At 66.0% G+C, this 26,372-nt stretch carries 36 protein-coding genes, 2 tRNA genes and 1 pseudogene; 28 read left to right on the plus strand and 11 right to left on the minus strand.

Going from position 1 to position 26,372, the window contains the following annotated elements:
• Positions 1–80 precede the first annotated feature (80 nt).
• From LAQ58_RS01825 to LAQ58_RS01835, 3 genes are all read left to right on the plus strand, one after another.
• Positions 81–1,331 (plus strand): potassium channel family protein, encoded by a 1,251-nt coding sequence (locus LAQ58_RS01825; protein WP_224448924.1) that lies wholly within the window; start codon positions 81–83, stop codon positions 1,329–1,331.
• Positions 1,328–2,563, plus strand: coding sequence for a DUF8167 domain-containing protein (locus LAQ58_RS01830; RefSeq protein ID WP_224448925.1), 1,236 nt, complete (start codon positions 1,328–1,330; stop codon positions 2,561–2,563). The genes LAQ58_RS01825 and LAQ58_RS01830 overlap by 4 nt, the downstream gene beginning before the upstream one ends.
• Positions 2,564–2,662: 99 nt before the next feature.
• Positions 2,663–2,935, plus strand: coding sequence for a ubiquitin-like small modifier protein 1 (locus LAQ58_RS01835; protein ID WP_224448926.1), 273 nt, complete (start codon positions 2,663–2,665; stop codon positions 2,933–2,935).
• Positions 2,936–2,941: 6 nt separating this feature from the next.
• Here the strand turns inward: LAQ58_RS01835 and LAQ58_RS01840 are convergent, their stop codons facing one another.
• Together LAQ58_RS01840 and LAQ58_RS01845 are read right to left on the minus strand one after the other, a co-directional pair.
• Positions 2,942–3,109 carry a hypothetical protein gene (locus LAQ58_RS01840; RefSeq protein ID WP_224448927.1) on the minus strand — a complete coding sequence of 56 codons (168 nt, stop codon included), beginning with the start codon at positions 3,107–3,109 and terminating at the stop codon, positions 2,942–2,944.
• Between the two features lie 99 nt (positions 3,110–3,208).
• A complete protein-coding gene (locus LAQ58_RS01845) occupies positions 3,209–4,045 on the minus strand; it encodes a ubiquinol-cytochrome c reductase iron-sulfur subunit (RefSeq protein WP_224448928.1) in 837 nt (278 codons plus the stop codon).
• Positions 4,046–4,372: 327 nt separating this feature from the next.
• On the opposite strand from LAQ58_RS01845, the gene ppc reads away from it, so the two are divergent.
• Together ppc and pyrF are read left to right on the plus strand one after the other, a co-directional pair.
• On the plus strand, positions 4,373–7,069 hold the full coding sequence (ppc, locus tag LAQ58_RS01850; RefSeq protein ID WP_224448929.1) for a phosphoenolpyruvate carboxylase: 2,697 nt from the start codon (positions 4,373–4,375) through the stop codon (positions 7,067–7,069).
• 96 nt (positions 7,070–7,165) lie between these two features.
• Complete coding sequence (pyrF, locus tag LAQ58_RS01855; RefSeq protein ID WP_224448930.1) at positions 7,166–7,960, plus strand: orotidine-5'-phosphate decarboxylase; 795 nt, start codon at positions 7,166–7,168, stop codon at positions 7,958–7,960.
• 49 nt (positions 7,961–8,009) lie between these two features.
• Here the strand turns inward: pyrF and LAQ58_RS01860 are convergent, their stop codons facing one another.
• Together LAQ58_RS01860 and LAQ58_RS01865 are read right to left on the minus strand one after the other, a co-directional pair.
• Positions 8,010–8,129: a C2H2-type zinc finger protein gene (locus tag LAQ58_RS01860; RefSeq protein WP_224448931.1), complete on the minus strand. Its 120-nt coding sequence runs from the start codon at positions 8,127–8,129 to the stop codon at positions 8,010–8,012.
• Positions 8,126–8,314: a hypothetical protein gene (locus LAQ58_RS01865; RefSeq protein WP_224448932.1), complete on the minus strand. Its 189-nt coding sequence runs from the start codon at positions 8,312–8,314 to the stop codon at positions 8,126–8,128. Before LAQ58_RS01865 ends, LAQ58_RS01860 begins: the two co-directional genes overlap by 4 nt.
• A 113-nt stretch (positions 8,315–8,427) precedes the next feature.
• Between LAQ58_RS01865 and LAQ58_RS01870 the strand changes: the two genes are divergently transcribed.
• From LAQ58_RS01870 to LAQ58_RS01880, 3 genes are all read left to right on the plus strand, one after another.
• Complete coding sequence (locus LAQ58_RS01870; RefSeq protein WP_224448933.1) at positions 8,428–8,922, plus strand: J domain-containing protein; 495 nt, start codon at positions 8,428–8,430, stop codon at positions 8,920–8,922.
• A 329-nt stretch (positions 8,923–9,251) separates the two neighbouring features.
• The gene (locus tag LAQ58_RS01875; protein WP_224448934.1) at positions 9,252–10,862 is read left to right on the plus strand and encodes a GTPBP1 family GTP-binding protein; all 1,611 of its coding nucleotides are present in this window, start codon (positions 9,252–9,254) and stop codon (positions 10,860–10,862) included.
• A gap of 79 nt (positions 10,863–10,941) precedes the next feature.
• Positions 10,942–11,289 (plus strand): hypothetical protein, encoded by a 348-nt coding sequence (locus LAQ58_RS01880; protein WP_224448935.1) that lies wholly within the window; start codon positions 10,942–10,944, stop codon positions 11,287–11,289.
• A gap of 32 nt (positions 11,290–11,321) precedes the next feature.
• Here the strand turns inward: LAQ58_RS01880 and LAQ58_RS01885 are convergent, their stop codons facing one another.
• Together LAQ58_RS01885 and mch are read right to left on the minus strand one after the other, a co-directional pair.
• Positions 11,322–11,810 (minus strand): double winged helix-containing putative transcriptional regulator, encoded by a 489-nt coding sequence (locus tag LAQ58_RS01885; protein ID WP_484494507.1) that lies wholly within the window; start codon positions 11,808–11,810, stop codon positions 11,322–11,324.
• A 3-nt stretch (positions 11,811–11,813) separates the two neighbouring features.
• A complete protein-coding gene (mch, locus tag LAQ58_RS01890; protein WP_224448937.1) occupies positions 11,814–12,755 on the minus strand; it encodes a methenyltetrahydromethanopterin cyclohydrolase in 942 nt (313 codons plus the stop codon).
• A 136-nt stretch (positions 12,756–12,891) separates the two neighbouring features.
• On the opposite strand from mch, the gene LAQ58_RS01895 reads away from it, so the two are divergent.
• Complete coding sequence (locus LAQ58_RS01895) at positions 12,892–13,146, plus strand: glutathione S-transferase N-terminal domain-containing protein (protein ID WP_224448938.1); 255 nt, start codon at positions 12,892–12,894, stop codon at positions 13,144–13,146.
• A gap of 39 nt (positions 13,147–13,185) precedes the next feature.
• On the opposite strand, the gene LAQ58_RS01900 is transcribed toward LAQ58_RS01895, so the two are convergent.
• Complete coding sequence (locus tag LAQ58_RS01900; RefSeq protein ID WP_224448939.1) at positions 13,186–13,500, minus strand: MTH1187 family thiamine-binding protein; 315 nt, start codon at positions 13,498–13,500, stop codon at positions 13,186–13,188.
• 25 nt (positions 13,501–13,525) lie between these two features.
• The gene (locus LAQ58_RS01905) at positions 13,526–14,119 is read right to left on the minus strand and encodes a hypothetical protein (protein ID WP_224448940.1); all 594 of its coding nucleotides are present in this window, start codon (positions 14,117–14,119) and stop codon (positions 13,526–13,528) included.
• 89 nt (positions 14,120–14,208) lie between these two features.
• On the opposite strand from LAQ58_RS01905, the gene LAQ58_RS01910 reads away from it, so the two are divergent.
• The 3 genes and pseudogenes from LAQ58_RS01910 to LAQ58_RS01915 all read left to right on the plus strand — a co-directional run bounded on the left by LAQ58_RS01910 (position 14,209) and on the right by LAQ58_RS01915 (position 15,924).
• Positions 14,209–15,252, plus strand: coding sequence for a YhjD/YihY/BrkB family envelope integrity protein (locus LAQ58_RS01910; RefSeq protein WP_224448941.1), 1,044 nt, complete (start codon positions 14,209–14,211; stop codon positions 15,250–15,252).
• 152 nt (positions 15,253–15,404) lie between these two features.
• Positions 15,405–15,524, plus strand: a pseudogene (locus LAQ58_RS19040) (DUF7130 family rubredoxin-like protein); the annotation flags it as partial.
• 61 nt (positions 15,525–15,585) lie between these two features.
• Positions 15,586–15,924, plus strand: a complete 339-nt coding sequence (locus LAQ58_RS01915) for a hypothetical protein (RefSeq protein WP_224448942.1) — start codon at positions 15,586–15,588, stop codon at positions 15,922–15,924.
• A gap of 83 nt (positions 15,925–16,007) precedes the next feature.
• Here the strand turns inward: LAQ58_RS01915 and LAQ58_RS01920 are convergent, their stop codons facing one another.
• The 3 genes from LAQ58_RS01920 to LAQ58_RS01930 all read right to left on the minus strand — a co-directional run bounded on the left by LAQ58_RS01920 (position 16,008) and on the right by LAQ58_RS01930 (position 17,371).
• Positions 16,008–16,478, minus strand: a complete 471-nt coding sequence (locus LAQ58_RS01920; protein WP_224448943.1) for a MaoC family dehydratase — start codon at positions 16,476–16,478, stop codon at positions 16,008–16,010.
• Positions 16,479–16,880: 402 nt separating this feature from the next.
• Positions 16,881–16,954, minus strand: a tRNA-OTHER gene (locus LAQ58_RS01925).
• A gap of 346 nt (positions 16,955–17,300) precedes the next feature.
• Positions 17,301–17,371 (minus strand) — tRNA-Gly (locus tag LAQ58_RS01930).
• 222 nt (positions 17,372–17,593) lie between these two features.
• On the opposite strand from LAQ58_RS01930, the gene LAQ58_RS01935 reads away from it, so the two are divergent.
• From LAQ58_RS01935 to LAQ58_RS02010, 16 genes are read left to right on the plus strand one after another with little or no spacing between them, the layout of a single operon-like run.
• The gene (locus LAQ58_RS01935; protein WP_224448944.1) at positions 17,594–18,445 is read left to right on the plus strand and encodes an RNA methyltransferase; all 852 of its coding nucleotides are present in this window, start codon (positions 17,594–17,596) and stop codon (positions 18,443–18,445) included.
• A gap of 4 nt (positions 18,446–18,449) precedes the next feature.
• Complete coding sequence (locus LAQ58_RS01940; RefSeq protein ID WP_224448945.1) at positions 18,450–19,466, plus strand: 50S ribosomal protein L3; 1,017 nt, start codon at positions 18,450–18,452, stop codon at positions 19,464–19,466.
• A 7-nt stretch (positions 19,467–19,473) separates the two neighbouring features.
• Positions 19,474–20,217, plus strand: coding sequence for a 50S ribosomal protein L4 (gene rpl4p / locus LAQ58_RS01945; protein ID WP_224448946.1), 744 nt, complete (start codon positions 19,474–19,476; stop codon positions 20,215–20,217).
• Positions 20,214–20,465: a 50S ribosomal protein L23 gene (locus LAQ58_RS01950; protein WP_224448947.1), complete on the plus strand. Its 252-nt coding sequence runs from the start codon at positions 20,214–20,216 to the stop codon at positions 20,463–20,465. The genes rpl4p and LAQ58_RS01950 overlap by 4 nt, the downstream gene beginning before the upstream one ends.
• Positions 20,466–21,191: a 50S ribosomal protein L2 gene (locus LAQ58_RS01955; RefSeq protein ID WP_224448948.1), complete on the plus strand. Its 726-nt coding sequence runs from the start codon at positions 20,466–20,468 to the stop codon at positions 21,189–21,191.
• On the plus strand, positions 21,188–21,610 hold the full coding sequence (locus tag LAQ58_RS01960; protein WP_224448949.1) for a 30S ribosomal protein S19: 423 nt from the start codon (positions 21,188–21,190) through the stop codon (positions 21,608–21,610). The genes LAQ58_RS01955 and LAQ58_RS01960 overlap by 4 nt, the downstream gene beginning before the upstream one ends.
• A 3-nt stretch (positions 21,611–21,613) precedes the next feature.
• Positions 21,614–22,075 carry a 50S ribosomal protein L22 gene (locus tag LAQ58_RS01965; protein WP_224268245.1) on the plus strand — a complete coding sequence of 154 codons (462 nt, stop codon included), beginning with the start codon at positions 21,614–21,616 and terminating at the stop codon, positions 22,073–22,075.
• Positions 22,075–23,052, plus strand: a complete 978-nt coding sequence (locus LAQ58_RS01970) for a 30S ribosomal protein S3 (RefSeq protein ID WP_224448950.1) — start codon at positions 22,075–22,077, stop codon at positions 23,050–23,052. The genes LAQ58_RS01965 and LAQ58_RS01970 overlap by 1 nt, the downstream gene beginning before the upstream one ends.
• Positions 23,053–23,259, plus strand: a complete 207-nt coding sequence (gene rpmC / locus LAQ58_RS01975; protein ID WP_224448951.1) for a 50S ribosomal protein L29 — start codon at positions 23,053–23,055, stop codon at positions 23,257–23,259.
• A gap of 1 nt (position 23,260) precedes the next feature.
• Positions 23,261–23,818 (plus strand): ribonuclease P protein component 1, encoded by a 558-nt coding sequence (locus LAQ58_RS01980; protein ID WP_224448952.1) that lies wholly within the window; start codon positions 23,261–23,263, stop codon positions 23,816–23,818.
• Positions 23,809–24,201, plus strand: coding sequence for a 30S ribosomal protein S17 (locus tag LAQ58_RS01985; RefSeq protein ID WP_343217950.1), 393 nt, complete (start codon positions 23,809–23,811; stop codon positions 24,199–24,201). The genes LAQ58_RS01980 and LAQ58_RS01985 overlap by 10 nt, the downstream gene beginning before the upstream one ends.
• Positions 24,201–24,599 (plus strand): 50S ribosomal protein L14, encoded by a 399-nt coding sequence (locus LAQ58_RS01990; RefSeq protein ID WP_224448953.1) that lies wholly within the window; start codon positions 24,201–24,203, stop codon positions 24,597–24,599. The genes LAQ58_RS01985 and LAQ58_RS01990 overlap by 1 nt, the downstream gene beginning before the upstream one ends.
• Before the next feature lies 1 nt (position 24,600).
• Positions 24,601–24,954 carry a 50S ribosomal protein L24 gene (gene rplX / locus LAQ58_RS01995; protein WP_224448954.1) on the plus strand — a complete coding sequence of 118 codons (354 nt, stop codon included), beginning with the start codon at positions 24,601–24,603 and terminating at the stop codon, positions 24,952–24,954.
• Complete coding sequence (locus LAQ58_RS02000) at positions 24,951–25,685, plus strand: 30S ribosomal protein S4e (protein WP_224448955.1); 735 nt, start codon at positions 24,951–24,953, stop codon at positions 25,683–25,685. Before rplX ends, LAQ58_RS02000 begins: the two co-directional genes overlap by 4 nt.
• Positions 25,682–26,197, plus strand: coding sequence for a 50S ribosomal protein L5 (locus LAQ58_RS02005; protein ID WP_224448956.1), 516 nt, complete (start codon positions 25,682–25,684; stop codon positions 26,195–26,197). Before LAQ58_RS02000 ends, LAQ58_RS02005 begins: the two co-directional genes overlap by 4 nt.
• Entirely contained in the window at positions 26,194–26,370 is a 177-nt protein-coding gene (locus LAQ58_RS02010; RefSeq protein WP_224448957.1) for a 30S ribosomal protein S14, read from the plus strand. The genes LAQ58_RS02005 and LAQ58_RS02010 overlap by 4 nt, the downstream gene beginning before the upstream one ends.
• The last annotated feature ends 2 nt before the right edge of the window (positions 26,371–26,372 follow it).

The following is a 26,372-nucleotide window of genomic DNA, read 5'->3' on the forward strand; positions in this document are numbered from 1 at the left end:
GGAGCCTCGCCCTCGGGTCGGTGGAGCAACCGACGTACCGGGTTCGGTAGAGGTTTATTCGGTCCGCCTGTGGCGACGCTATGGAGCAGTCGATACCGGTCGAGGTGCTGCGAGGCCTCTACCTCGGTGTTCTCACGGGAATCATCCCCGCGCTTGTCTCCGCGGGTCTCGGCTTTGTCTTCAAGTACTTCACCGGCGTCTCCATCCCCGGGTTCGGTGTCGTCGTGCTCGCGCTCGGTATCGCGGGCGCCAACGGCGGCCTGCTGGCGCTGACCGACTCTACGCTCACCGACGGACAGCACGGCATCGCGCTCACTATCGCCATCCTCGTCGTGTTGATGCTGTCGCTGTACGCGCACGCGCAGGGTGACAAACTCGGCAGCACCCTTCCGAAACGTATCACGCTCAAGTCGCTCCGCGAGCGAACGCTCTCGGGCGACGTGGTCGAATTCGTCGGCGGGCGTCGCCGGGTGACGGTGACCGTTGCCGGCGAAGTCGACGACATCGAAGGATACCCGCCGCTCCCGCCCGCGCTCCGCACGGAACTGCGAGACGGTGAGTGGACGTTCCCGGCGGACGTCCCGCTGTCGGAGCTCGAAACCCGACTCACGGAGCGACTGCGAACCGACTTCGACCTCGCGGAGGTGACGGTGACGCTCGACGAGCAGGCCCGCGCAACGCTCTCCGCCGCCCCGCCGGTCGGCGGCCTCTCGAAGCGCCTCTCGCCGGGGCAGCGCGCCGTCTCCGTCGAGACGCTCGTCCCGACGGGGGTCGCCCGCGGGGAGTCGGTGACGCTTCGCACAGCCGACCGAACCGTCGACGGAACCGTCGTCGCGGTGAAAGCCGTCGAACCGGCGTCGCCCGCGTCAGACCCGCTCGATGCAACGGACGAGAATGGGGCGGCCGGCAACGAAAGCGACGAAGACGACGAATCGCCGGTGACCGAACCCGCTGCGCCCGTCGCCGCCGGCGGCGAGGGTCGCCTCACCGTCGCCGTCGCCCGCCCCGACGCGGAGGCGCTGCTGACGGCGGACGCGCCGCAGGTGGTCGTCCGCTCGCGCGGGACGCGCCGCGAGTTCGAGTTGACGACGCTGCTCCGCCGCGCCGGACGGCGCGTCCAGCGACTGTCGGTCCGCGCCGGCGGCGCGCTCGACGGGACGACACTCGGCGAGGCGAGCGTCCGCGACGCCTACGACGTGGCCGTCCTCGCGGTCCGCCGTGACCGGTGGCGTTTCGCTCCCCGCGGCGACACGCAACTGGCGGCGGGCGACGAACTGTTCGTCGTCGGAACGCCCGCTGCGCTGGCGTCGTTCGAGGAGGTGATCGCGTGACGGCCCTCGTCCCGTCGCTCCGACCGCTAGTCGCGCTCCAACTCACGCCAGCGGACGGACCGATGGGCGCCGAGACCGGCTTCGTCGGCGACGCGTTCTACATCCTCGGCCTCGCGTTCGCAGCCGCCGTCGTCGCTGCCGCCGGGACGATCGTCTACCGCTGGTACTTCCGACAGAGGCCGCCGCGCGGACTCACCGTGCTTCTGGGACTGTCGGCCGTCGTCCTCTACCTCAATACGGCCAAGTTAAGCGACTTCGCCGTCGGCGGCAGCGGCAGCGACGACCTCTTTCTGGTCGGAAACGTACTGTTCAACCTCGGCGCGCTCGCGGCCGCCGCAGTCGCCGCGCCCATCGGAGCGCAACTCGGCGACGCGCTCGCGACGAACGTTTTCGCGTTCTCGGGCGTCCGCGAACTCGAAGGCGAGGTGAGCCGAGTCGTCCGCTCTGTCGGGCGCGTCATCTCGGTGACGCTCCCCGAGGAGATCGACGACATGGACGAGTACGACCCCGTCGCCGACGCGACGAAGGAGTCGCTCGCCGGCAAGACGCTGCTTTTCCCGCGACGACTCACGGTCGCGGAACTCCGCGAGCGACTCGTCGCGCGCCTCCGCGAGGATTACGGCGTCGGCCACGTAGACCTCGATTTGACCGAGGAGGGCGAGGTCGAGTATCTCGCGCTCGGCAGTCGTCTGGCCGGTATCGGTCCGACGCTCGCCCCCGGCGGCGTCGCCGTCGCGGTTCGCGGCGACCCGGCGTTCGACGCGAGTCCGGGCGACACCGTGCAGGTGTGGCGCTCCGGCAACGACGGCCCGACGCGAGCGCTCACCGGCGAACTCCGCGCGACGGCCGACGACGTGGCGACGCTCGCCGTCGACGAGGCGGACGTCGACCGCCTCGACCGGGGAGAGTCGTATCGCCTCGTCACGCTCCCGGTCGACCCCGGCGTCGACCGCCAGTTCGCGGCACTGCTTCGGACCGCCGACGAGACGATGGGCGTCGTCACCGTCGCCGAGACCGACTCCGAGACCCACGCGACGGTGGGCGACCTCGCGACCACCGTCGTCGCCGTTCGCCCGCCGAACGGTGCGGTCGAGGCGATTCCGCCGCGTTCGCGGTCGCTCTCGCCGGGCGAGACGCTTTACGTCATCGCCCGCCCGGACGAACTCCGCCGACTCGAGCGGACCGTCGGAACGGCGGCGGGCGCCGTGAGCGGCGGCGACGACGACGACTGACCGTCGGAACGCCCGGCGATGCGAGCACGCTCGGCGGTGCGAGTTCTCTCGTCTCCGAACCCCGCAACCCTCATGTCGACTGCGCGGCGAGTAGCGCGCATGCAGTGGAAGCTCTTTGCGGACCTCGCGGAGACGACTGGGAGTCGGACTGTCTCGCTCGACGCCGACTGCGACACCGTCGGCGACGCGCTCGACGAACTCCTCTCGTCGTACCCGGCGCTCGAAGCGCGCGTCCTCGACGACGACGGAGACCTGCGCGACCACATCAACGTCCTCCGAAACGGCGAGAACGTGTTCACCGGCGAGGGCCTCGCCACTCCAGTCGCCGAGGGCGATGAACTCGCGCTGTTCCCGCCCGTGAGTGGCGGGTGAGGGCCGTCAGCGACGGCGAAGGTTAATCACCGGAAACGCGGCCACCTCGCGGCGTGACCTGACGACGGCCGCGAGGGTGTCGAGGCGGGTGCGCGGCGCGGCCTCTCGCGAGTGCGAACGGTGCGCTGCCTGTTCGCCCTTCGGAATCGTGCGTTCGAGAGAGAAAAGCGACATCTGGAAGACGACGAATCGGCAGTGCGGCGACTACGTTCGCGTACTGTCGAGAAACGCGAGGGAGGAGATGGGGTCGGCGGGTCCCGGTGAGCGTCGGCGTTACTCGGGCCGCGGCCGGGCGACGAACAGCGTCTGGACGATGCTGAAGGGGTCGTACACCGACTGGTGGCACTGGCAGTACACGGCGTTCGCGCCGCCGAACGTCGCGGACGAGCCGGTCGTCTTATACCCCGGGACGCAACAGAAGTGCGTACACTTGTTGAGCCACGCGATGACGCCCTGAGAGGTGCTCGCCTGCAGCCACTGGTTGTTCTTCGCCGCCTCCTCGATACGCTTGCTCCGAATCATCTGAATCGGGATGACGTCTTCGGCGTCCTCGGAGCGCCACGTCCCGGAGGCCGGTTTCCCTATACCGGCCTGTCCGATGCCGTTGCCCCACGTCTCGTAGTCCTCGAAGTCGCTGATGTTGAACCGGTCACCTTCGGATTTCTCCTCTTGCTGCCAGGAGTACGGCGGCGCGGAGCCCGAGAGGAAGTAGTTGTCGCTCTCGTAGGAGGGGTTGAGCCCTTCGTACGACTCGACACCGCAGTATTGGAACCACTCGGAGGAGTAGGTGGTGCCGCCGAGCTGCATCCGTGCGAGTTGGACCTCGACTCCGTTCTGTTCGACGGTCTGGACTTCGGGCCAGATGCCTTTGATGTAGCCCTCATCGTCGATCTCGATGGGTATCTGGGGCATCCCGCGCGGCGCCGGTCCCGCGACGTTCTCGATGGAGTACGCCTGCGTCGAACCGCCACCCGCACCCGAGGCGTTCGTCGCCGCGTTGATAGTGGTCGTCCCGAGGGCCCCCACGCCCGCGAGAGTTGCGCCCCCGACGACGCCTTTCACGAACCGACGCCGCCCGGATTCGGCGGGGTACTTGTCGCTATCGCTCATACCGGAGGGTTGGGGTGACCGATAAAAAGACTGACGAAGTGGGTGGCGGTTCCGTCGCCGTCACGGAAAACGAATCCGGAGCGACGGCTCTCGACTCCGCTGACCGATATCGGAGACTTAGCGAGCTTTTTTCCGCATCGCGTGACCTACTCGCCGCGGTCACTGCGCCCGCGGCGGTCCGTCGACGGTATCGCAGCCACTCCCCTTTCTCGCCCGCACTACCTCTCTCGACGGGAGACTGAGTGCAATCCGCGAATGTACTCGATTCCGAGGCAATTTTTCGGCGAGTGTCGCGGACTTTTACCCGTGCCACTCGTACACAGGCATATGGACCTGCACAACCGGACGGTTCGGCAGGACGTCCGCGAACTCGGTGCGCTGTTGGGCGACGTGTTAGAGGGGCAGACGTCCACCGAAGCGTTCGAGACGGTCGAAGAGCTCAGAACGAACGCCATCGGCTATCGGAAGGGCGACGCGGAGTCGAGACAGAAGCTGTACGACGTGCTCGGAGGCCTTCGGTCGGGCGACGAGAGCGTCGTCGCTCGCGCGTTCACAACGTACTTCGAACTCATCAACCTCGCTGAGGAGCGCGAACGCGTCCGCGCGGTCAGACGCGGCTCCCAGGAGGGGACGCTCGACGACAGCCTCGTCGACACCGTCGCCGCACTCGCCGACGACGGCGCCGACGCCGACACCGTCCAGCGGGTTCTCGACGACGTGCTCGTCGAACCGACGTTCACCGCCCACCCCACCGAGGCCCGTCGGAAGACGGTGAAGTCGAAGCTCCGGTCCATCGCAGGACAGTTGGAGACGCTGGACGAGCGCCGACTCACCGACCAGGAACAGAACCAGACGTGGCACGAGATCGATGCCGAGGTGACGAGCCTCTGGCAGACCGCGCAAGTTCGCAACCGTCGACCCGAACCAACCGACGAGGCCCGAAACGTCCAGTGGTACCTCGAGAACACGCTGTTCGACGTGACCGGCGAGGTGTACAGCGAACTCGAGGACATCGTCTCGGAGACGTACGGCAACGAGGTGCAGGTCCCGAAGCTGTTCGAGTTCCGCTCGTGGGCGGGCAGCGACCGCGACGGCAACCCCTACGTCACCGTCGACGTGACCGAGGAGACGCTCGAACGCCAGCGGTCGGTCGTCCTCGAGCGCTACCGAAACGCGCTCAAGCGCCTCTCCGGCGTGCTGAGTCAGGACGGCAATCGGATCGACGTCGGCGCGGCGTTCGAGCAGTCGCTCGAAGCCGACCGCGAGCGACTGCCCGGCGCGGCCGAGGAAGCGACGACGCGCTACCCCGACGAACCGTACCGCCAGAAGCTGAAACTGATGCGCGAGCGCCTCGAACGCGTCGAGGACGTTCGACCCGAGGGCTACGACGACGCCGCCGAACTGACCGCCGACCTCGAAGTCATCGCGACGAGTCTGAAACTCAACGGGGCCGAGCGCGTCGTCTCTGCGTACGTCGAACCGCTGATGCGACAGGTCGACACGTTCGGTTTCAGCCTCGCGAGCCTCGACCTGCGCGACCACCGCGAGAAACACACCAGCGCCATCGCGGAGGCGTTGGCGGTCGAGGGCATCGAGTACCGCTCGATGGACGAAGACGAGCGCGTCGAACTGCTCACCGAGGCCGTCCTGCAGGAGCAACCGGTCGTTGATCTCGACGAGTTGGACGAGTTCTCCGACGAGACGGCGCGGGTACTCCGCCGGTTCCGCAAACTCGGCGACTGGCAGCGCGAGTACGGCGTCAGTGCCATCGACACCTACGCCATCTCGATGACCGACGAGCCGAGTCACGTCCTCGAAGTGCTGTTCCTCGCCGACCAGGCGGGCGTCGTTTCGCTGCCCGACCACTGCGGCATCGACATCGTCCCGCTGCTCGAAACCGAGTACGCGCTCAACGGCGCGCGCCGAATCATGGGCACGCTGTTCGAGAACGAAGCGTACTCGAAGGCACTGGCCGCCCGGGGCGGCCTGCAGGAGATCATGCTCGGCTACTCCGACTCGAACAAGGAGAACGGTTTCCTCGCGGCGAACTGGGACCTCTACAAGAACCAGCGCCGCCTCGCCGACATCACCGACGAGCACGACGTCAACATGCGTCTGTTCCACGGCCGCGGCGGTTCAATCTCGCGCGGCGGCGGCCCGATGAACCAGGCGATGCTGGCGCTGCCGAACGAGACGGTGTCGGGGCAGATCAAGTTCACCGAGCAGGGCGAAGCCATCGCCGAGAAGTACGCCAACCCGCGAATCGCCGAGCGCAACCTCGAACAAATGCTCGACGCGCAGATTCGCTCGCGCTACAAGGCGCTGAACGAACCGAAAGAGCACGTCCCCGACGAGTGGGTCGAGGCGATGGACGCGATGGCCGCCGCCGCCCGACAGGAGTACCGCGACCTGCTGGAAACCGACGGCTTCGTCTCCTACTTCGAACAGGCGACGCCCATCACCGTCATCGAGAATCTCAACCTCGGCTCTCGGCCGGCCTCCCGGTCGGGCGAGCGCACTGTCGAGGACCTACGCGCCATCCCGTGGGTGTTCTCGTGGACGCAGTCGCGCTGCATACTCCCCGGGTGGTACTCGCTGGCGTCGGGTATCGACGCGTACCTCGACGAGGGCGGCGACGAGGAGACGCTCGAAGAGATGCACGACGAGTGGCCGTTCTTCCGGACGATGCTCGACAACGCGGCGCTGTCGTTGGCGCGGACGGACCTCGAAATCGCCGCCGAGTACGCCAAACTCGCCGACGCTTCGCTGCGCGAGGAGTTCTTCGGGCGCATCGAAGCCGAGTACGACCATGCGACCGACCTCGTACTCTCGATCTCCGGCCGCGAATCGCTGCTGACGCGCGAGTGGTTGGACGAGAGCCTCCGCCGCCGCAACCCGTACGTCGACCCGCTGAACCTGTTGCAGACGCACCTGCTGGCGCAGACTCACCGAACGACCGAGGAGGAGCAGACGCTCCGACTGACGGTGAAAGGTATCGCCGCCGGTATGAAGAACACGGGGTAGCCGGCGACCGAATCGACCCCGGTGACGGATCTCCGCTGGGGTTCTCCGCCCCGCCGAAGAGCAACACTTAGTCTCCCCCCGTTCGACGCCCCGCTAATGAACTTCTTCGACCGCTTGGCCGACCGCATCGCGACGATTGACAGCGTCGTCTCCGTCGGGTTGGACGCCGCCCCGTCGCGCATCCCCGAGCACCTGCAGGAGAAGGACCTGCCGCAGTGGGCGTTCAACCGCCGCATCATCGACGCGACGCACGAACACGCCGCCGTTTACAAGCCGAACGCCGCGTTCTACGAGTCCGAGGAAGGGTGGCGCTCGCTGCGCGAGACCATCGCCTACGCCGAGGGAAAGGACGTTCCCATCCTCTTGGACGCCAAGCGCGCCGACATCGGCAACACGACGCGACAGTACGCGAAACTGCTCGACGACGTCGACGCCATCACGGTCAACCCGTACATGGGGCGCGACTCGCTCGAACCGTTCCTCTCGCGCAATGATAAGGGCGTCTTCGTCCTCTGTCGGACCTCGAACCCCGGCGCAACAGACCTGCAGGACCTCGAACTCAACACGGGCGAACCGATCTACGAGCGGGTCGCGGCGCTGGCGGATCTCTGGAACCGCAACGACAACGTCGGGTTGGTCGTCGGCGCGACGGCCCCCGAGGAACTGGAGTCGCTCCGCGAGCAGGTTCCCGACCTGCCGTTTCTGGTCCCCGGCGTCGGCGCGCAGGGCGGCGACGCGGAGGCGGCCGTCGAGTTCGGCCTTCGGGCGGACGGCGTCGGTCTCGTCAACTCCTCACGGGGCATCATCTTCGCCGGCGAGGGCGAAGGGTTCGACAAGGCCGCCGGACAGGCCGCTCGGCGGATGAAGACGCGACTCAACGAGTACCGCTGACGCGCTGGTAGCGACCGTCTCACGCTACTGGGCGACCGGCAACGGTTCCTCAGTCGACCAGCCCGGCGTCGCGAAGGTGTGCTTCGAGCGCCTCCTCGCTCTCGAACTCCTTGCCGCACGTCTCGCAGACGTACGGCTCCGACGCGATTTCGTCCTCCGACTGGGTCATCGCATCACGTCGGATTGGTCGATTTTACTCGTATCGCCGCCAGCCTGTCGCGCCGCGGACGCGCACTGTACGCAGACCCGTAGTTCGCGGTCGTAGTGGTCGTCGCAGACCATCGCGCCGCAGTTCGGACAGTTCTGGTCCGCTTCCGCCGACTCGCACACTTGACAGACACCGCTGATACTCATACGCGGCGTACAACACGGAATCACTTGAGCGCTGGGCAGGGCTCCCGAGGCGATATCTCCGACATTCCGAATCGGGGCGGGAGCCTTAGGTCCGTGCGGTTCGTATCAGAGCCGTGGACCGCGATCAGCTCATCATGGGGCTCGCTGCCGTCTTCGCGGGGATCACTGTTCTCCTCGCGGTTCTCGGACTGAGCTATCAGCTGTTCCTGCTTTTTCTCGCTGTCCCTTTCGGTCTGACGACGTACTTCATGTGGTACCAGGCGAGCGGCCGACTCGCCGAGCGGACGCAGCAGCGCCGGGTTCGCCAGGGACCGTCCGGATTCGGCACGGGGGCACGACGCGAGAACGTCCGCGAGAACCGACGACGGGCGCGCGGCGGTGCGAACGCCGGGGGGCGAACGAATGGGGGAACGGGCGCGACGCGGCCGACGCGGGGGCCGACCCGCGCGGAGGCGTACCGCGCGCTCGACTTGGAACCGGGCGCGAGCGCCGACGAGGTCAAACGCGCCTACCGCTCGAAGGTCAAGGAAGTACACCCCGACACCGACAGCGGTGACGAGGAGTCGTTCAAGCGGGTGAACCGTGCGTACGAGTCGCTGAACGAGTGAGTCTCCTGGAGCGCTCTCCCGCGGTGCGTCATCCGGTTGCCCGCGTCTCCCCCAGGAGAACCGCAGCCCGCGAGGAACGCTGCCCCGCCCGCACCAGCGGCCAACTTCAGTACCCGTCGGCGACTTTCGGCGTCGTCTCGATTCGTGCATTGATTCGCCGGTATCGCCACCGTTGGGCCTTGTTCGGACTCGTCCCGTGTTTCAGGGAGACGCGAATCTCTCCGAGCGTGGCCGTTTGCAACGGACTCCGTAGCGCTCGATAGCGGACCCGTGGCATGGCTACCCACAACACGAAAAAGGTTTTAGCAAACCGACGCTTACGGCCGCCCATGAGCGCCGACCGGGCCGCCTTAGAGGAGGCCCTACAGCGCGGAGAAGAGGAAGGCGGCTACATCGAGTTCAAGGAACGACTCTCCAAAGAGGTCCACCTCTCCGGCGGACGCATGGAGAGTCTCGCCGCCCAACTCCGACACCGAGTGCTCTCCGGCGAGGGCGAGGCAACGTACGTCGTCGGCGTCACGGACGACGGCGGCATCGCCGGCATCTCGGCGGACGCGTTCTCCGAGTCGATGGACGTGCTCTCGCTGCTCGCCGAGGAGGCGGGTGCGCACATCGAGGACGTCGACACGTGGGGCGTCGGCGACGGTCCGGATGCGGGTCTCGTCGGCGTCGCGACCATCCGCGAGGGCGCGATGCTCGAAACTGACGAGGAACACATCGTCGTCGGCACCGCGGGTCACGTCGACCACGGAAAGAGCACGCTCGTCGGGTCGCTCGTCACCGGACAGGCCGACGACGGCGACGGCGGCACGCGCGGATTCCTCGACGTGCAACCGCACGAGGTCGAACGCGGCCTCTCGGCGGACCTCTCGTACGCCGTCTACGGATTCGACGACGACGGCCCGGTCCACATGCGTAACCCCCACCGTAAGAGCGACCGCGCCCACATCGTCGAGGAGGCGGACCGCCTCGTCTCATTCGTTGACACCGTCGGCCACGAACCGTGGCTCCGGACGACCATCCGAGGACTCGTCGGTCAGAAACTCGACTACGGACTGCTCGTCGTCGCCGCCGACGACGGGCCGACGAAGACGACGCGCGAGCATCTCGGCATCCTGCTCGCGACCGAACTGCCGACGATAGTCGCCATTACGAAAGTCGACGCCGTCAGCGACGAACGCGTCGCCGAAGTCGAACACGAGGTCGAGAGACTGCTCCGCGACGTGGGCAAGACCCCGCTGCCGGTCGAACGCTACGGCGTCGACGCCGCCGTCGAGGAGATAAGCGACTCCGTCGTCCCCATCCTCCGGACGAGTGCCGTCGCGATGGAGGGTCTCGACGACCTCGACCACCTGTTCGAGACGCTGCCGAAGACGAGCATCGACGAGGGGCAGTTCCGAATGTACATCGACCGGAGCTACAGCGTCACCGGCGTCGGCGCCGTCGCTTCCGGCACTGTGAACTCCGGCACCGTCGAGGCGGGCGACGAACTGCTGCTCGGGCCGATGCCCGACGGGAGTTTCCGTGACGTGGAGGTGCGCTCCATCGAGATGCACTACCACCGCGTCGACGAGGCGAAGGCGGGTCGGATCGTCGGCATCGCGCTCAAAGGTGTCAAGGAGGCCGAAATCGAGCGCGGGATGGTGCTCGTCCCGCGGTCGTCGAATCCGCGCCCGGTGCGGTCGTTCGAGGCGGACGTGATGGTGCTCAACCATCCGACGCGCATCGGCACGGGCTACGAACCGGTCATCCACCTCGAAACCATCAGCGAGGCGGCCGTGTTCCACCCCGAAGAGGGTCGCCTCCTGCCGGGCGACACCGGCAAGTCGCGCGTCGAGTTCAAGTTCCGACCGTACCTCGTCGAGGAGGGCCAGCGGTTCGTCTTCCGCGAGGGCCAGAGCAAAGGCGTCGGCACCGTCACCGACGTTCACTACGACTGAGGGCAGTACACGACGAACTTCGGTCGACGCAGCGTCACCGTCCCGGAACTTCCTTCTCCTCGAAGCGACTATCCGACCTATGGAACGGCGACGAGTCGTCTCGATCCTCGCCGGGGCGTTGCTCGCGGGCATCGCGACGGCGATACTGGGAACGGCGGGTCTCGACGGGCCGCTGGCTATCGTGGCCGGCGTCGCGGTGGCGATACCGCTGCTCCGAGCGGAGGCGTTCGGCGGGTTCGACAGTCCCGAATCGTTCGACAGCGCGGCGGCGTTCGTCGCTTCTCTCGGCGCGCTGGTCGTCGGAACCGTCGTCGTCTATGCCGTCGGGGCGTTCGGCGCCGGTCAGACGGTTGCGGTCGGTCTCGGCGCGGGCGGGACGTTCGCCGGAAGCTACGTCGGTGACGTGTTCGCTCGGCGGCGCTCGTGAGCGGAAGTCCGTCGTGAGCGACGACTCTAATTTCAGTCCCGGACGTAGTCGTCTCCTCGACGCTCGGCCAGGTCGAGGAAGACGAACCACTCCAGTACGTCGCCGACACGTTCACGCCAGATTTCCTCCCACCGGTTCGGGTTCTTGAAGTGCTCCCACTGCGGCACCCGGCCGCGGACGCGATCGTACGCTTCGTCGGCGCTAACGGGACGTTCGGCGTCGTCCAACACCGCGAGCAACTCCTCTGCGGTGAACACTCGGCGGACAAACGCGTCGCGCAGGTGGTCGGGCGTCGGATCCGTCCGGGTACGCTTGAATCCGGTCGGCATCTCGACGGCCAGTTCCAGCGCCCGGAGGAACGTCAGCCACGTGCGGGCGGCGTCGCGACTCGGGAAGCCGACGCGGCGCATCAGGCGCTCGCAGCAGTCGTCCTCGGAGTCGGGAACCAGCGGGACCGCTCTCTGGGCGTCCGCGACGACGCCCAAATCGTCGGGCACGGGCGGGACGAGTTTGAACCGCACGGTTCAGAGTTCGCGGAGGCCGAACGACTCCGCGAGCAGTTCCTCGTCCGTCTCGCCGAAGACGCGCGTCGAGCCGTCAACGACGTCGACGGTCACCTTCGCGGGCGCGAACGCCGACACCGGAACCTGCGAGAAGTCCCAGTCGTACTCGGCGAAGATGTCCTCGAACGGTGTGCCGTATTCGTCGGCGGCCGTCGACGGGACCTCGTCGAAGCGGTCGAACTCGTCGCGGACCGTCAGGTGGACTTTGCCGCCGTAGGCGAGCGCGTCGTTCGTCCGGCCCATCGCGACGCCCTCGTCGTAGCTGACGGGGGCGATGGGCGCGCTGCCGCTGACCGAGAGGATGTCTCGGGGGTCGTAGCCAAGTTCGAAGAGGCGGAAGACGGCGAGTTCGGCGGCCCGGGAGGCGATGTTGACGCTCCCTGCGATGGAGCCGACGGCGAACGTCGGCAGGAAGACGGCGCTCGGTTCGACTTTCGCGAGTTCGGCGACGTGTTCGGCCACCTCGTCGCCCGGCAGGTCGATGCTCTCGACGGCGAGGACGGTGAGGTCGAACTCGTCGTAGTAGCCGACGGCCTCGAACTCCGACTCCTGACCGACGAGCGCGCGGGCCGGACCGCTGCCGAGACCGTCGAACCGCTCGAATTCGAGCTCCCAGCCAGCCTTTTGCGAACAGAGCAGCGCGATCGCGGGGTGGTCCGTCGACAGTTCGACGTGCGGAATCGGCGCGCCGTCGACCTCGCCCATCCGCGTCTGGACGGTGGCGAGACCGGCGGTCTGAATTTCGGTCAGCAGCAACCCGGCCTCGACGCCGCCAGTCGCGTCGACGCCGAAGTCCAGCACCGTCGCCCCCGACTCCAACTCGTACGCGCCGACGTTCAACTCGTCGGCGAAGTCGAGCGCCTCGTCGACGAGTTCTATCGCCATCCGATTGAGACTGTCCATACCTTCGGTTGCGCCCATTCGGATAAAGGGTTTGGCGGTCGGCGTTCGACAGTCGACGTGCGAGGTGGGACCGACCGTGCGGGCGACCGAACGTCCGGACCACCTATTACTTACTGGCCGTCGACCACTCCCTGCGATGCTCGAACTCTACCAGGCCGAAGGCTGTCCGTACTCCGAGAAAGCGCGCCAGAAACTGTCGGAGCTCGGCGTCTCGTACGTTATCCACAACCCGCGAACGCACGACGGCGACGTGCTGAACGAGCAGACGCACGAGGAACTCACGACGCTCGGCGGCGAGGACCAGATCCCGTACCTCGTCGACCACGCGCGCGGGGAGACGATGTACGAGAGCGACGACATCGTCGACTACCTCGGCGAATACTACGACTAAAAGCGACTACGAGGGCCGCTTACGGTAGAAGCCGGGCGTTCACTCGGTTCCGCTTCGCGCTTCCCGACCGAGTTCGCGCTCAACGGCCTCGACTTTCTCCTGTGCTCGTCGGTCGCTCGTCCGCTTGTCGTCGATTTTGAGGAACGTGCTCACTCGGTCGGCGTCGACGGCTTTGTGCGCCGCTGCGACGGCGTCGAGGAGCGTGTCGACGTCGTCGGCTTCGACGACGGTTCCCATCGGGTTCGTCTCGTACTCCACGTCGAACTCGTCGAGCGCGGCGACGGCCTTGGCCACGTCGGCGGCCATGCTCTCTTCTTTCACGGGTGCGACGCTCAGCAGTGCTATGACTGTCATACGTGACGGGTCCGCAGCCAGCGGCCTAACTTTGCGGGTCGGTCTCAGTGCCACCACGACTCCGTCGGGCGCAGTTGAACTCGACGGTGACGGTGTCGACGACGCTCCCGTCTGCGGTGACGCCGTCGAGTCGGTAGACGCCGTTTTGGGGGCGTGGACCGAGCGTCTGCTCGTACTCGATGATACCGGAGTCGGGATACTTCCCCTGCGGCGCGTTCGGTTCGTGTTCCGCACGGACGGGGACGACGAACGCTGGCGAGTCGCGCCCGCGCTGGTACGCCTCGACGTACGACACACCGGACTGTTCGATTCGTTCCTGTCGCAGCGGAATCACCAGCACGACGTTCTCGTCGTCGGCTTGGATGTGCGCACCGTTGTTGAGGAGAGCGCCGTCACCGTGATTCGTCGCCCACGTGCTGCAGGCGTCGATATCGTTGCTGGACGCGCTTTCGGAACTCTCTCCGGAGAGACAGCCTGCGACGGTCGTGGCGGCGACAGCACCCAAACCAGTTAGCATTCGCCGGCGCGTCGAGGTTCGCAGGCGGCGGGCGTTTCGTTCGTCACCGTCTCGTTTCTCGGCGTCCTGACGCACCTGTCGGTCTGTCGTATCGGAGGGCACGGACGGAACTTCGACAGTTAACCGCATCAAGGTGGCGACCCCGTCGCGACCCCGGCGGACTTTTTGCCCTCATCGTCGTACGCACGATAATGTCTCCTTCGCGTGAGCGCGTAGTGACGGTCGGGCGCGCGCTCGTCCACGAGATACGCGTCGAGAAACTCACGTTTCTGGCCGGAAGCATCGCCTACCACGCGTTTGTCTCGCTGTTTCCGTTCTTCGCGCTCGCGCTCGCGGCGTTCTCGGCGGTCGGCAACCGTTCATTCCAGGATGGATTCGAGTCGCTCGTCGAAGCGATGTTGGCACCGGGGACCGGCGACCAACTGATTCAGGACCTCTCGAACGCGAGCGGATCGACGAGTCTCTCCATCGTGGGCGTCGTCTTCCTGCTCTGGGGGGCGATGCGAATCTTCCGTGGTCTCGACACGGCGTTTTCGGATATCTACGAGACGGAGACCGAGAACACGTTCCGCGACCAGATACTCGACGCCACCATCGTCCTCGGTACCGTCGGCGTCGCCATCTTCGCGGCCATTACCACCCAGCGTTTCGCCCTCGAACAGTACGGAGTTGTGGGCCGAGTAGCCCAGTTACTCCTTCTCGTCGGCGGGTTGACGCTGACGTTTCTGCCGATGTACTACATCTTTCCGGACACCGACGTGAGTGTCGCTGAAATCCTCCCGGGGACGGTGTTCGCCGCCGTCGGCCTGACTGTCTTCCAGTTCTTCTTCCGGTACTACGCCGCCTCCAGCAGCGACGGTCCCGCCAATCTCCTTGCGGTCGTGCTGCTCGTCTTGACGTGGCTCTACTTCAGCGGTCTCGTCGTCCTCGTCGGCGTCGCTCTCAACGCCGTCCTCTCGAACCGCAGCGCCGACGTGAGCATCGAACCAGTCATCGGCGGCGTTCGCCCGGAGCACACTGCAGAACGGGCCGACAAGCAGGAACTCGCCGCGGCGCTGACCAAACTGAACCGCTTGCTCGACGCTGCCGACGAGATAACTATCGAGGTCGGCGAGGAGTCCGTGACGCTCCCGCGACCGCAGCGAATCGCAACCGAGACTGACGGGTCACTCCTTCGCCTCCGCGACGGCGGATACGGTCTCGAACTTCGGTGGTCCGTCCGCGACGAGGAGTAACCGGCGAGATGCGTGGTTAAAGACATGTGCATAGATATTAACAAACACGAAACTACGCACCTATCGACTCACTAGTGACTCGACTGCCGCCGGGTCGATCCACGCCGAGTGGTCGTCCGCAACGAACGACTAACTAGCACAGAGTTCGCGAAGCTTACCTCGTCTGGCACTGTCACCGCTGCGGCGAGACCGGGGATTTGGAGGCGTTTCCGGTCTCCTGTTCCGACTGTGGTACGCCGCGGGAGGAACTGTACTACTGGACCGAGGACTGACTGTATCGACCGTATCGACGGGAACCGGACTCGTTTTGCCTGCGACCGGATACCTACCCACATGTATCTCTCACACCCCGTTCGTCGGATGCGCGACGACCCTATCGACGGCGAGGAGACGACCTTGGTCGTCGAACTTGGTGACGACGCAGACCGGGAGGCGCTCGAAGCGAGGGTTCGGGAAGCGGACGGCACTGTCGAACGCGACCTGCAGTTCCAGGCAGTGTTGGTCACAGTTCCGGAGTCCGCAGTCGCGTCGCTCTGCGACCTCGACGGTCTCACGCGCATCGAGACCGGAGAGACGCTCTCGCTCGGCGTCAACGAAGACGCGACGCTCCAGAGTAACAACGATGACGACGGAGTCGACGGCCTCGACTTCGACAACGACGGGCGACGATAGCGGTGCAACGGGGGTAGCGACACGCCAGATGGCGGCAGCGGCACGCCGGACGGCGGCAGCGACGTGCCGAGTGAGAGGCGGCGTTACTGCGGCCGCCGGGCGACGAGCGCCTGCGCGGTCCACGAGATGACGACCTCATCGTCCTGATTGACGCCGGTTATTTCCACGTCGACGTAACCGCGTTGGGGGTCGGACTCGGAGACGCGCATCTCGCCGAGTTCGACCCATCCCGAGAGCGTATCGCCGGGTCGCACCGGACGGTGCCACCGGAAGTCGGCGAGGCCGCGGCCGCAGAGAAACGCGACCTGGTGGAAGAACGCCTCCGTAGCCAGACGGTTGCAGACGCAGTAGGTGTGGAGACCGCTCGCGATGAGACCGTCGAACATCGACTCGCGCGCCGCGTCCTCGTCGACGTGGAACGGTTGCGGGTCGTACCGCTCGGCGAACTCGATGATCTCGTCTCGCGTCACCGTCGCCGTCTCTAGCTCCCAGAGACCGTCCGGGTCGAGGTCCTCGTAGTACTGACGCGCCGTCGTGACGGACTCGGACTTCATATCGGATGGACTGCCCGCCGGCGGAATGACCGTTCCGGTATCGACGGAAAAAACGACGGACACGACGAGCTGTGTGCATCGTCGCGCCGATTCGTGCGATCGCTCCCGACCGGGTGCGGACTGCGACGACGCTCGCGTGCCCGGCGACGTCAGTCCGTCTCGGCCGGTCGGTGGACTTCCCTCAGTGCGCCGACGAAGCGACAACTCCAGCCTTTGTCACGGTCCCCTCGAACGGTTTCGGATGCGTTACCGTACTCTTGACGCTTCGTCGACAGCGACTGCCGCGTCGCGAGCGGTCGTTATCAACTTGTGGGCCACACGCCGCCCCGGTTGACTGTGAGATTTCGAGGAGCGTTCTCGGCGCGAGGAGACGTGTCGCTCGGAGCGTTGAAATCGAAGAAGTGCGCTGGCCAGGATTTGAACACTGGGTTGCGGCCGTGGAAACGACCGCGTGTTGACCGCTACACTACCAGCGCAGTGCGACTGCATCTGTTCCAACGCCCCCCAGTTGTAAAGGCGTTGTCTCGATTATCAGCCCGCGAAACAACGGTCGGGGTCGATGCAAGTACTGCGGACGTATCTCAGATTCGAGCCGAGTAACCGAGATCAGGTGACGGTGTCGGTGCTCCGAGTTGGAGTCCGTCGATGATGTGACACTCACGGTGCGATGTTCGGAGCAGTACGCTGGCTGGGATTTGAACCGCCTGAACTTCGCTCGCTTGGGCTCGTTCGTTCCGTGCTTCAAATCCCGTGCCCCACCCACGGAATCAGAACTTCGCAGGGCGATGAAGCGCCCTGCTCAGAGTATTGAAATCGTAGAAGTGCGCTGGCTGGGATTTGAACCCAGGTTGTGACCATGGCAAGGTCACGTGATACCACTACACTACCAGCGCCTAACTGCTGCATTTCCACAATCGACGCATTTGTTGATAAGGCTTGCGAATTGTACCCGAATCGATAGCGGGCGTGGGGGTAATTCGCACTCCCCGAATCGGCAGAATGTGTCGTCAACAGTCATGCGAGCGCGTCTCACGGCCATTTGGATTCCGCTACCCTTTTTAGTGCGTATCGGATAGCAACGTCACAGTCTAGTGGCGAGACACCCAAACGACGGCATGACACTCACCGTATGCGTGCCGTCGTCGCTCGTCCGGGAAGCCGAGGACAAACGCGAGGCAACTCGCAAAATCGGCTACGTCGCCCGCGCGGCGACCGTGTTCCGGGCGGACCGGTTGGTCGTCTTCCCCGACGGGGAAGGCGAACGCCGCTGGGGTGGCGACTTCGTCGCTACCGTGCTCGAATACGCCGCGACGCCCCCCTACCTCCGACAGGAGGCGTGGGGCAAGCGCGACGAGTTACGGTACGCCGGCGTGCTACCGCCGCTCCGTGTCTCGCCACGGACCGGCTCCGAATCCGACGATTCGGGGTCGTTAACACAGGGAATCGTGACCGAGGTCGGACCTGAAGGTCGCGTCCGGGTCAATTGCGGACTGCAACACCCGATCTCCCTCTACACGCCTCCGAACGTGGAGGCCGAAGAGGGAGAGCGCGTCACCGTCAGGATCTCTTCGAGAGAACCGGTCCGTGCACGCATCGTCGACGAAACCCCGCCGGGGTTCGTCGTCGAGCGCATGGACCTGTCGGAAGTGCTCGGCCGTGAGGACGCCGGCGTGAAAATCGCCACCTCCCGATTCGGACAGGAACTGTCCGTCGGGCGGTTAGCGACGCTGGCCGGACGGACCGCCGACGGAATGACCGTCGCCTTCGGTTCGCCCGAGAGAGGGCTTCCGGACATCTTCGGGTTTCCGCCCGAAGCCGTCGCCGACGAGGAGTCGGCGACCAACCGAGTCGAACCCGGTCCGGGGTTCGACCTCTGGCTCAATACGGTTCCGCGACAGGGCAGCGAAGTGGTGCGGACGGAGGAAGCGATGTTCGCCTCACTCGCCTGCCTAACACTCACGGAGTGATACAATGCCACAACCAAGCAGACCACGAAAAGGCTCGATGGGCTTCGGCCCGCGTACGCGCGCAGCCAAAGAGGTTCCGCGCATCAAGTCGTGGCCCGACGACGAGGGGTCCCCTGCGCTGCAGGGCTTCGCCGGCTACAAAGCCGGAATGACCCACGTCGTCATGGTCAACGACACGGCGAACTCGGCCCGCGAGGGGATGGAAGAGTCCATTCCCGTCACGGTCGTCGAGACCCCGCCGATGCGCGCCGTTGCACTCCGAGCCTACCAGAACACGCCGTACGGACAGAAACCGATCACGGAGGTTTGGGCCCCCGAGCTCGACGAGGACCTCGACCGCGTCCTCGACCTCCCGTCAGAAGTCACGTTCGAGGAGGACACAGACGACCTCCGCAGCCGCCTCGAAGCCGGTGAGGTCGACGACCTTCGGGTCATCACCCACACCGTCCCGAGCGGCCTGAAGAACGTCCCGAAGAAGAAACCCGACGTGATGGAGACTCGCGTCGGCGGCGGTTCGCTCGACGAACGCGCCGACTTCGCGCTCGACCTCCTCGAAGAGGGCGGCGAGCACGCGATGGCCGACGTCTTCCGCGCGGGCGAGTACCTCGACGCGGCTGGCGTCACCAAAGGAAAGGGGACGCAGGGTCCCGTCAAGCGCTGGGGAGTCCAGAAGCGCAAAGGCAAGCACGCCCGCCAGGGATGGCGGCGTCGCATCGGTAACCTCGGCCCGTGGAACCCGAGCCGCGTCCGCTCGACGGTTCCCCAGCAGGGTCAGATGGGGTACCACCAGCGCACCGAACTGAACAAACGCCTCGTCGCGATGGGCAACGGCGACGACGCGTCCGTCGACGGCGGCTTCGTCAACTACGGCGAAGTCGACGGCGACTACGCGCTCGTCGAGGGCTCGCTCCCGGGCCCGAACAAGCGCCTCCTGCGCTTCCGCCCGGCCATCCGACCGAACGACCAACCGCGCCTCGACCCCGAGGTGCGCTACGTCTCCACCGCGTCCAACCAGGGGTGACTAACGAATGGAAGCAACAATCAAGGACCTGAACGGCGACGACGCCGGCACGCTCGAGCTTCCGGAGGTCTTCGAGACGACGTACCGTCCGGACCTCATCAAGCGCGCCGTCCTCGCCGCACAGGCGAACCGAACGCAGGCCTATGGAGCCGACCCCCTCGCCGGGATGCGAACCCCGGCAGAGTCGCTCGGCAGCGGCCGCGGGATGGCGCACGTGCCCCGAGAGAACGGGCGCGCGCGCCGCGTCCCGCAGGCCGTCAGCGGGCGCAAAGCGCACCCGCCGAAGGCCGAAAAGGAGCACGGAAAGAAGATCAACAAGAAGGAGCGCCGGTTGGCGGTCCGCTCGGCCATCGCGGCGACAACCGACGCCGAACTCGTCGCCGAGCGCGGGCACCAATTCGACGACAGCGTCGAACTCCCGCTCGTCGTCTCCGACGAGTTCGAAGAGCTCGTGAAGACCCAGGAGGTCCTCTCGCTGCTCGAAGCGCTCGGCGTCGACGCCGACATCGAGCGCGCCGAGGACCGGAAGGTCCGCGCCGGACAGGGGAAGGCCCGCGGTCGCAAGTACAAGCGACCCAAATCCATCCTCTTCGTCACGAGCGAGGAGCCGTCGAAGGCGGCGCGCAACCTCGCTGGTGTCGACGTGGTCACCGCCGCGGAGGTCAACACCGAGGACCTCGCGCCTGGCACCCACGCCGGTCGACTGACTCTCTGGACCGAGAGCGCCGTCGAGGAGGTGGCCGACCGATGAGCGTCATCCGACACCCGCTGGTCACCGAGAAGGCGATGAACGAGATGGACTTCGACAACAAGCTCCAGTTCATCGTCGACATCGACGCCGCCAAGCCGGAGATCGAAGAGGAGATCGAATCGCGCTACGACGTGACCGTCGCGAATATCAACACGCAGGTCACGCCGAAAGGCACGAAGAAGGCGACCGTGCGTCTCTCGGAGGACGACGACGCACAGGAAATCGCCTCGCGGATCGGGGTGTTCTAAATGGGACGTAGAATTCAAGGCCAACGTCGCGGACGCGGCTCGTCGACGTTCCGCGCGCCGTCGCACCGCTACAAGGCCGAGCTCGGACACAAGAAGGAAGCGACGGACGGCGACACCATCTCCGGAACCGTCGTCGACATCGAACACGACCCCGCGCGCAGCGCGCCGCTGGCCAACGTCGAATTCGACGACGGCGACCAGCGCCTCGTGCTCGCGCCCGAGGGCGTCAACGTCGGCGAGACCATCCAGGTCGGCGTCTCCGCCGAAATCAAGCCAGGTAACACGCTCCCACTGGCCGAAATCCCCGAGGGGATTCCGGTCTGCAACGTCGAGCGTCAGCCCGGCGACGGCGGCAAGTTCGCCCGCGCCTCCGGCGTCTCGGCGCAGCTTCTGACCCACGACAAGCGCGTCGCGGTCGTGAAGCTGCCCAGCGGTCAGGTCAAGCGACTCAACCCGCAGTGCCGCGCCACCATCGGCGTCGTCGCCGGCGGCGGCCGGACGGAGAAGCCGTTCGTCAAGGCGGGGAAGAAACACCACAAGATGCGCTCGCGCGGTACCAAGTACCCGCGCGTCCGCGGTGTTGCGATGAACGCCGTCGACCACCCGTTCGGTGGCGGCGGCCGACAGCACCCCGGCAAGCCGAAATCCGTCTCGCGGAACGCGCCGCCGGGCCGGAAGGTCGGAGACATCGCATCGAAACGTACCGGACGAGGTCGTAACAAATGAGCACAGATTACCGCACCGGCCGCGAGGGCGAGTTCACCTACCGCGGCCACACGCTCGACGAGCTGCAGGACATGGAGCTCGACGAGGTCGCAGAACTGCTCCCCGCGCGTCAGCGGCGAACCATCAACCGTGGCCTGGGCGTCGAGCACGAGAAACTGCTCGAAAAAGCCCGGGACAAGACCGAAGAGGAGACCGCGAACAACCCGATTCGGACGCACCTGCGCGACATGCCCGTCGTGCCTGCGTTCGTCGGGCTGACGTTCGCGGTGTACAACGGTCAGAGCTTCGAGCGCGTTCAGGTGCAGCCCGAGATGATTGGCCACTACCTGGGCGAGTTCCAGCTCACCCGGAACTCGGTCGAACACGGACAGGCCGGTATCGGTGCGACCCGGTCCTCGAAGTTCGTGCCACTCAAATAACCCATGGGAATCAACTACAGCGTCGAGGCCGACCCCGACACGACGGCGAAAGCCATGCTCCGGGAGCGGCCCATCAGCCTGAAGCACAGCAAGGCCATCGCGCGCGCCATCAAAGGCAAGCGCGTCGACGACGCCGAGTCGTACCTGCAGGACGTCATCGACGAAAAGCAGTCGGTGCCGTTCAAGCAGCACAACTCCGGCGTCGGCCACAAAGGCGACATCGACGGGTGGGACGCGGGTCGCTACCCGAACAAAGCCTCGAAGGACTTCCTGAAGCTACTCGAGAACGCGCGTAACAACGCCAACGAGCAGGGATTCGACGGCGAATCGATGGTCATCAAACACGTCGCCCCCCACAAGGTCGACGAGCAGATGGGGCGCAAGCCCCGCGCGTTCGGACGAGCCGACCCGTGGAACACGACGCTCGTCGACGTGGAACTCATCATCGAGGAGGTCGAAGAATAATGGCAGACGAACATCAGTTCATCGAAGACGGACTCCAGAAGTCCCAGATCGACGAGTTCTTCGCGACCGAACTCGGCCGCGCCGGCTACGGTGGCATGGACGTCGCGAAGACGCCGATGGGGACCCAGATCGTCCTGAAAGCCGAGAAGCCCGGCATGGTCATCGGTAAGGGCGGCAAGAACATCCGCAAGGTCACCCGTCAGCTCGAGGAGCGGTTCAACCTCGACGACCCCCAGATCGACGTCCAGGAGGTCGACGAACCGGACCTGAACGCGCGCATCGTCGCGGACCGACTCGCGAACGCGCTCGAACGCGGCTGGTACTTCCGCAAAGCTGGTCACACGACCATTGACCGCATCATGGACGCGGGCGCGCTCGGCGCGGAGATCAAGCTCAACGGCAAGGTCACCGGCGCTCGCTCGCGCGACGAGAAGTTCAACCGCGGCTACATCAAGCACAACGGCGAACCCGCCGAGGAAGTCGTCGACACCGGTCAGGGCGTCGCCGTGATGAAGCTCGGTACCATCGGCGTGACGGTGAAGATCATCCCGCCGGGAGCGCAGCTCCCCGACGACTTCTCCGTCGCCGAGGACGTCGAGGTCGAGGCGGTCGAACAGATCGCCGACACCGAGGGCGTCGAGGACCTCCTCGAAGAGCCCGACGACGAGAAAGTGCCGGACGTCGGCGAGGACGCCGACGACGTGCCCGCCGAACACGCCGGCGAGGACGACGCGCAGGACGCCATCGACGAGGAAGTCGTCGAGGAGGTCGTCCAGGAGTCCGGCGAGACCGCGAAGCCGCAGGAAGAGCCGGTCGCGACCGGCGATGTCGACGACGAAGAGCACGAGCTTGACGCCGACGAGGAGGCGACCGACGACGTGGAGACGGAGCTCTCCGAACTCGACGAGGAAGTCGAGCAGGAGGCCGCCGACCTCGTCGCCGAGATGGAAGCCGACGAAGAGGAGGAGGGTCAGTAGATGGCCATCCTCTACCCCGAAGAGATCCGCGACATGACGCCCGCCGAGCGCGAGGCCGAAGTCGAGGAACTCGAGACGGAACTCCTCAACGCCCGAGCCGTCCAGGCCGCGGGTGGCGCGCCGGAGAACCCCGGTCGAATCGGCGAGATTCGCCGGACGATCGCCCGCATCAAGACCATCCAGAACGAAGAGGGCGACGAGGAGTAAGATGGCCCTGACGCCCGAGAGCCTCACGCGACACGAACTCAACGGTCTGCCCGTCCGGGTGGCCGCCGCCGACAACCCCGACCTCGTCGGGATAGTCGGTCGTGTCGTCGTCGAGACGATGCAGACGCTGCACGTCGACTGCGACGTGCCCGCTGCCGCTCGACTGTTCGGCGACGAGGTCGCCGAGCGAGGCGCTCGGGTCGTTCAGGTGCCGAAACGCGGAACGACGTTCGAGTTCGCGCTCGAACGACAGAGCGGCGGTCCGACAACCGGGCCGTCGCGCACAAATGAAGCCGCCGGGAACCGTCGAGACCGCCTCGACGAGTCGTCGGACACGCGCCGACGACGCCGCAAGGCCCCGGGGTCTACGTCCAAACAGGAGTCGGAAACTGCCGGTGATTTAGCCGGTCAGTCTGGGTCGACCCGCGAGGGCTCGTCGGACGGCACGGTGCCGTCCGGCGACTGCGAGGGCGTAGTCTACGTTACGGTGGATGGTGCAAATCTGCTCTCACGACCCGCATTGCGCACCGAAAACGTAGGTGAATCTACATGGCGATAGGACTGAACGTACCAGAACCGGAGGAGACCTGCTCCGATGCGAACTGCCCGTTCCACGGCTCGCTTGCCGTGCGCGGACAGACGCTCGAGGGCACCGTCGCCTCCACAGACATGGACAAAACCGTCATCGTGGAGCGCGAATACGACGTTCGCGTTCCCAAGTACGACCGCTTCATGAAGCGGCGTAGTCGCGTTCCCGCCCACGCACCCCCGTGCGTGGAGCTCGAGGAAGGCGATACGGTTCGAATCGCAGAGACACGACCGCTGTCGAAGACGAAATCGCACGTGGTCGTCGAGAAAATCGCGTCGCTGGACGTGACCGAGGGCCTCACGGCCCCCGAAGCGGCAGCTGCCGACGAGGCAGACGAAGAGGGTGATGCGTGATGGAAGCGCTGAAGGCTGACGTCACACAGGGTCTCGAACGAGGCTCACTCATCACCTGTGCGGACAACACCGGAGCCCGCGAGCTGAAAGTGATCAGCGTCGCCGGTTACTCCGGAACGAAGAACCGACACCCCAAAGCGGGCGTCGGCGACAAAGTGACCGTCTCGGTCACGAAGGGCACCCCCGAAATGCGTCGACAGGTGCTCGAAGCCGTCATCGTGCGGCAGCGGAAATCCATCCGCCGCCCCAACGGCACGCGCGTGAAGTTCGAGGACAACGCCGCCGTCATCATCGACGAGAACGGCGAGCCTCGCGGGACCGAAATCAAGGGTCCCATCGCGCGGGAAGTCGCCGAGCGCTTCGGGAGCATCGCATCCACGGCTACGATGATCGTATAGCATGAGTAAGCAACCACGCAAACAGCGAACCAAGAACCGCGACGCGCCGCTGCACGAGCGACACAAGCAGGTCCGCGCGACGCTGTCGTCGGATCTCCGCGAGGAGTACGGCCGACGCAACGTTCGCGTGAACGCGGGCGACACCGTCGAGGTACTCCGCGGCGACGACGCCGGGGAGACGGGCGAAGTGCTCGATGTCGACCTCAAACGCGAGGTCATCACCGTCGAGGGCGTCGTCGTCGAGAAGGCCGACGGGGAAGAGGTCCCGCGGCCGGTCGACACCTCGAACGTCCGCGTGACCGAACTGGACCTCGAAGACGAGCGCCGCGAAGCGCGTCTGGAGGGCGAAGAATGACGAAGCACCAGAAGCGACTCTCGGTCCCGAACTCGTGGCCGGTCGAACGGAAAGAACAGGTCTGGACGGTCAAAGCCGGCGCCGGTCCGCACGGCGAGCAGGGCGTTCCCCTGCTCATCCTGCTGCGGGACGTGCTCGGCTACGTCGACACGAAGAAGGAAGCGCGCTACGCGCTCAACGAAGGGGGCGTCCTGGTCAACGGCGACCGCGTCTCCGACGAACGCCGACCCATCGGCATGTTCGACATCGTGGCGTTCACCGCCCGCGAGGAGTACTACCGCGTCTTCCCCGACGAGGGTGGCCGCCTCGCGCTGACCGCCATCGACGCGGACGCCGCGTCCAGCCGCCTCGGCAAGATCGTCGGCAAGCGCCAGGTCGCCGGCGGCGCGTTCCAACTGACGCTGCACGACGGAACGAACCTCCGTCTCGACGACGCCTCCGAGTACAGCAGCGGCGACTCGGTCGTCGTCAACAACGAGTCGAAGGAGATCGTCGCGCACTTCCCGTACGAGGAAGGCGCGCTCGTGACGGCCGTCGACGGCGCGCACTCGGGCGAGATCGGACAGATATCGGACATCACCGTCACGCTCGGCAGTGGTGAGAACACCGTCACCGTCGAGCAGGAAGACGGGGATGGCTTCGAGACGGTCGCCGACTACGTCGTCGTCATCGACGAGAACTTCACCGGCGGCGAACCGGAAGTCACCACCACCGGAGGTGACGACGAATGAGCGAATCCACGCACGAAATGCGCCAAGCGCGCATCGAGAAGGTCGTCGTCCACATGGGCATCGGCCAGGGTGGCCGCGAACTCGCCAACGCCGAGGACATCATCGAGAGCGTCACCGGCCAGGAGAGCGTCCGCACCACGTCAAAGCGCGCCGGACAGGACTTCGGCGTCCGCATCGGCACGCCCGTCGGCGCGAAGGTGACCCTTCGCGGCGAGACGGCCCACGAGTTCCTCGAAAAGGCGCTGCCGCTGGCAGACCTCTCGGAGAGCAACTTCGACGACACGGGCAACTTCAGCTTCGGTGTCGAAGAACACACCGAGTTCCCGAGTCAGGAGTACGACCCCGAGATCGGTATCTACGGGCTGGACGTAACGGTCAACCTCGTCCGCCCCGGCTACCGTGTCGCGAAGCGAGACCAGGTGACGCGGAGCATCCCCTCCCGCCACCGCCTGACCCCCGAGGACGCCGTCGCGTTCCTCGAGGAGTCGTTCGACGTAGAGGTTGAACAATGAGCGAGAGTGAAACAGACGCGACGGGCGAACACGCCACGCAACGCACCGGCCAGCGCCACGAGTGCCGCCGGTGCGGTCGCAAACAGGCGCTCGTCGGCAAGTACGACATCAATCTCTGCCGGCAGTGCTTCCGCGAGATCGCCCGCGAGATGGGATTCAAGAAGTATCGATAACA

It is taken from the genome of Haloprofundus salilacus, assembly GCF_020150815.1.
GTDB classification, from domain to species: Archaea; Halobacteriota; Halobacteria; order Halobacteriales; family Haloferacaceae; genus Haloprofundus; species Haloprofundus salilacus.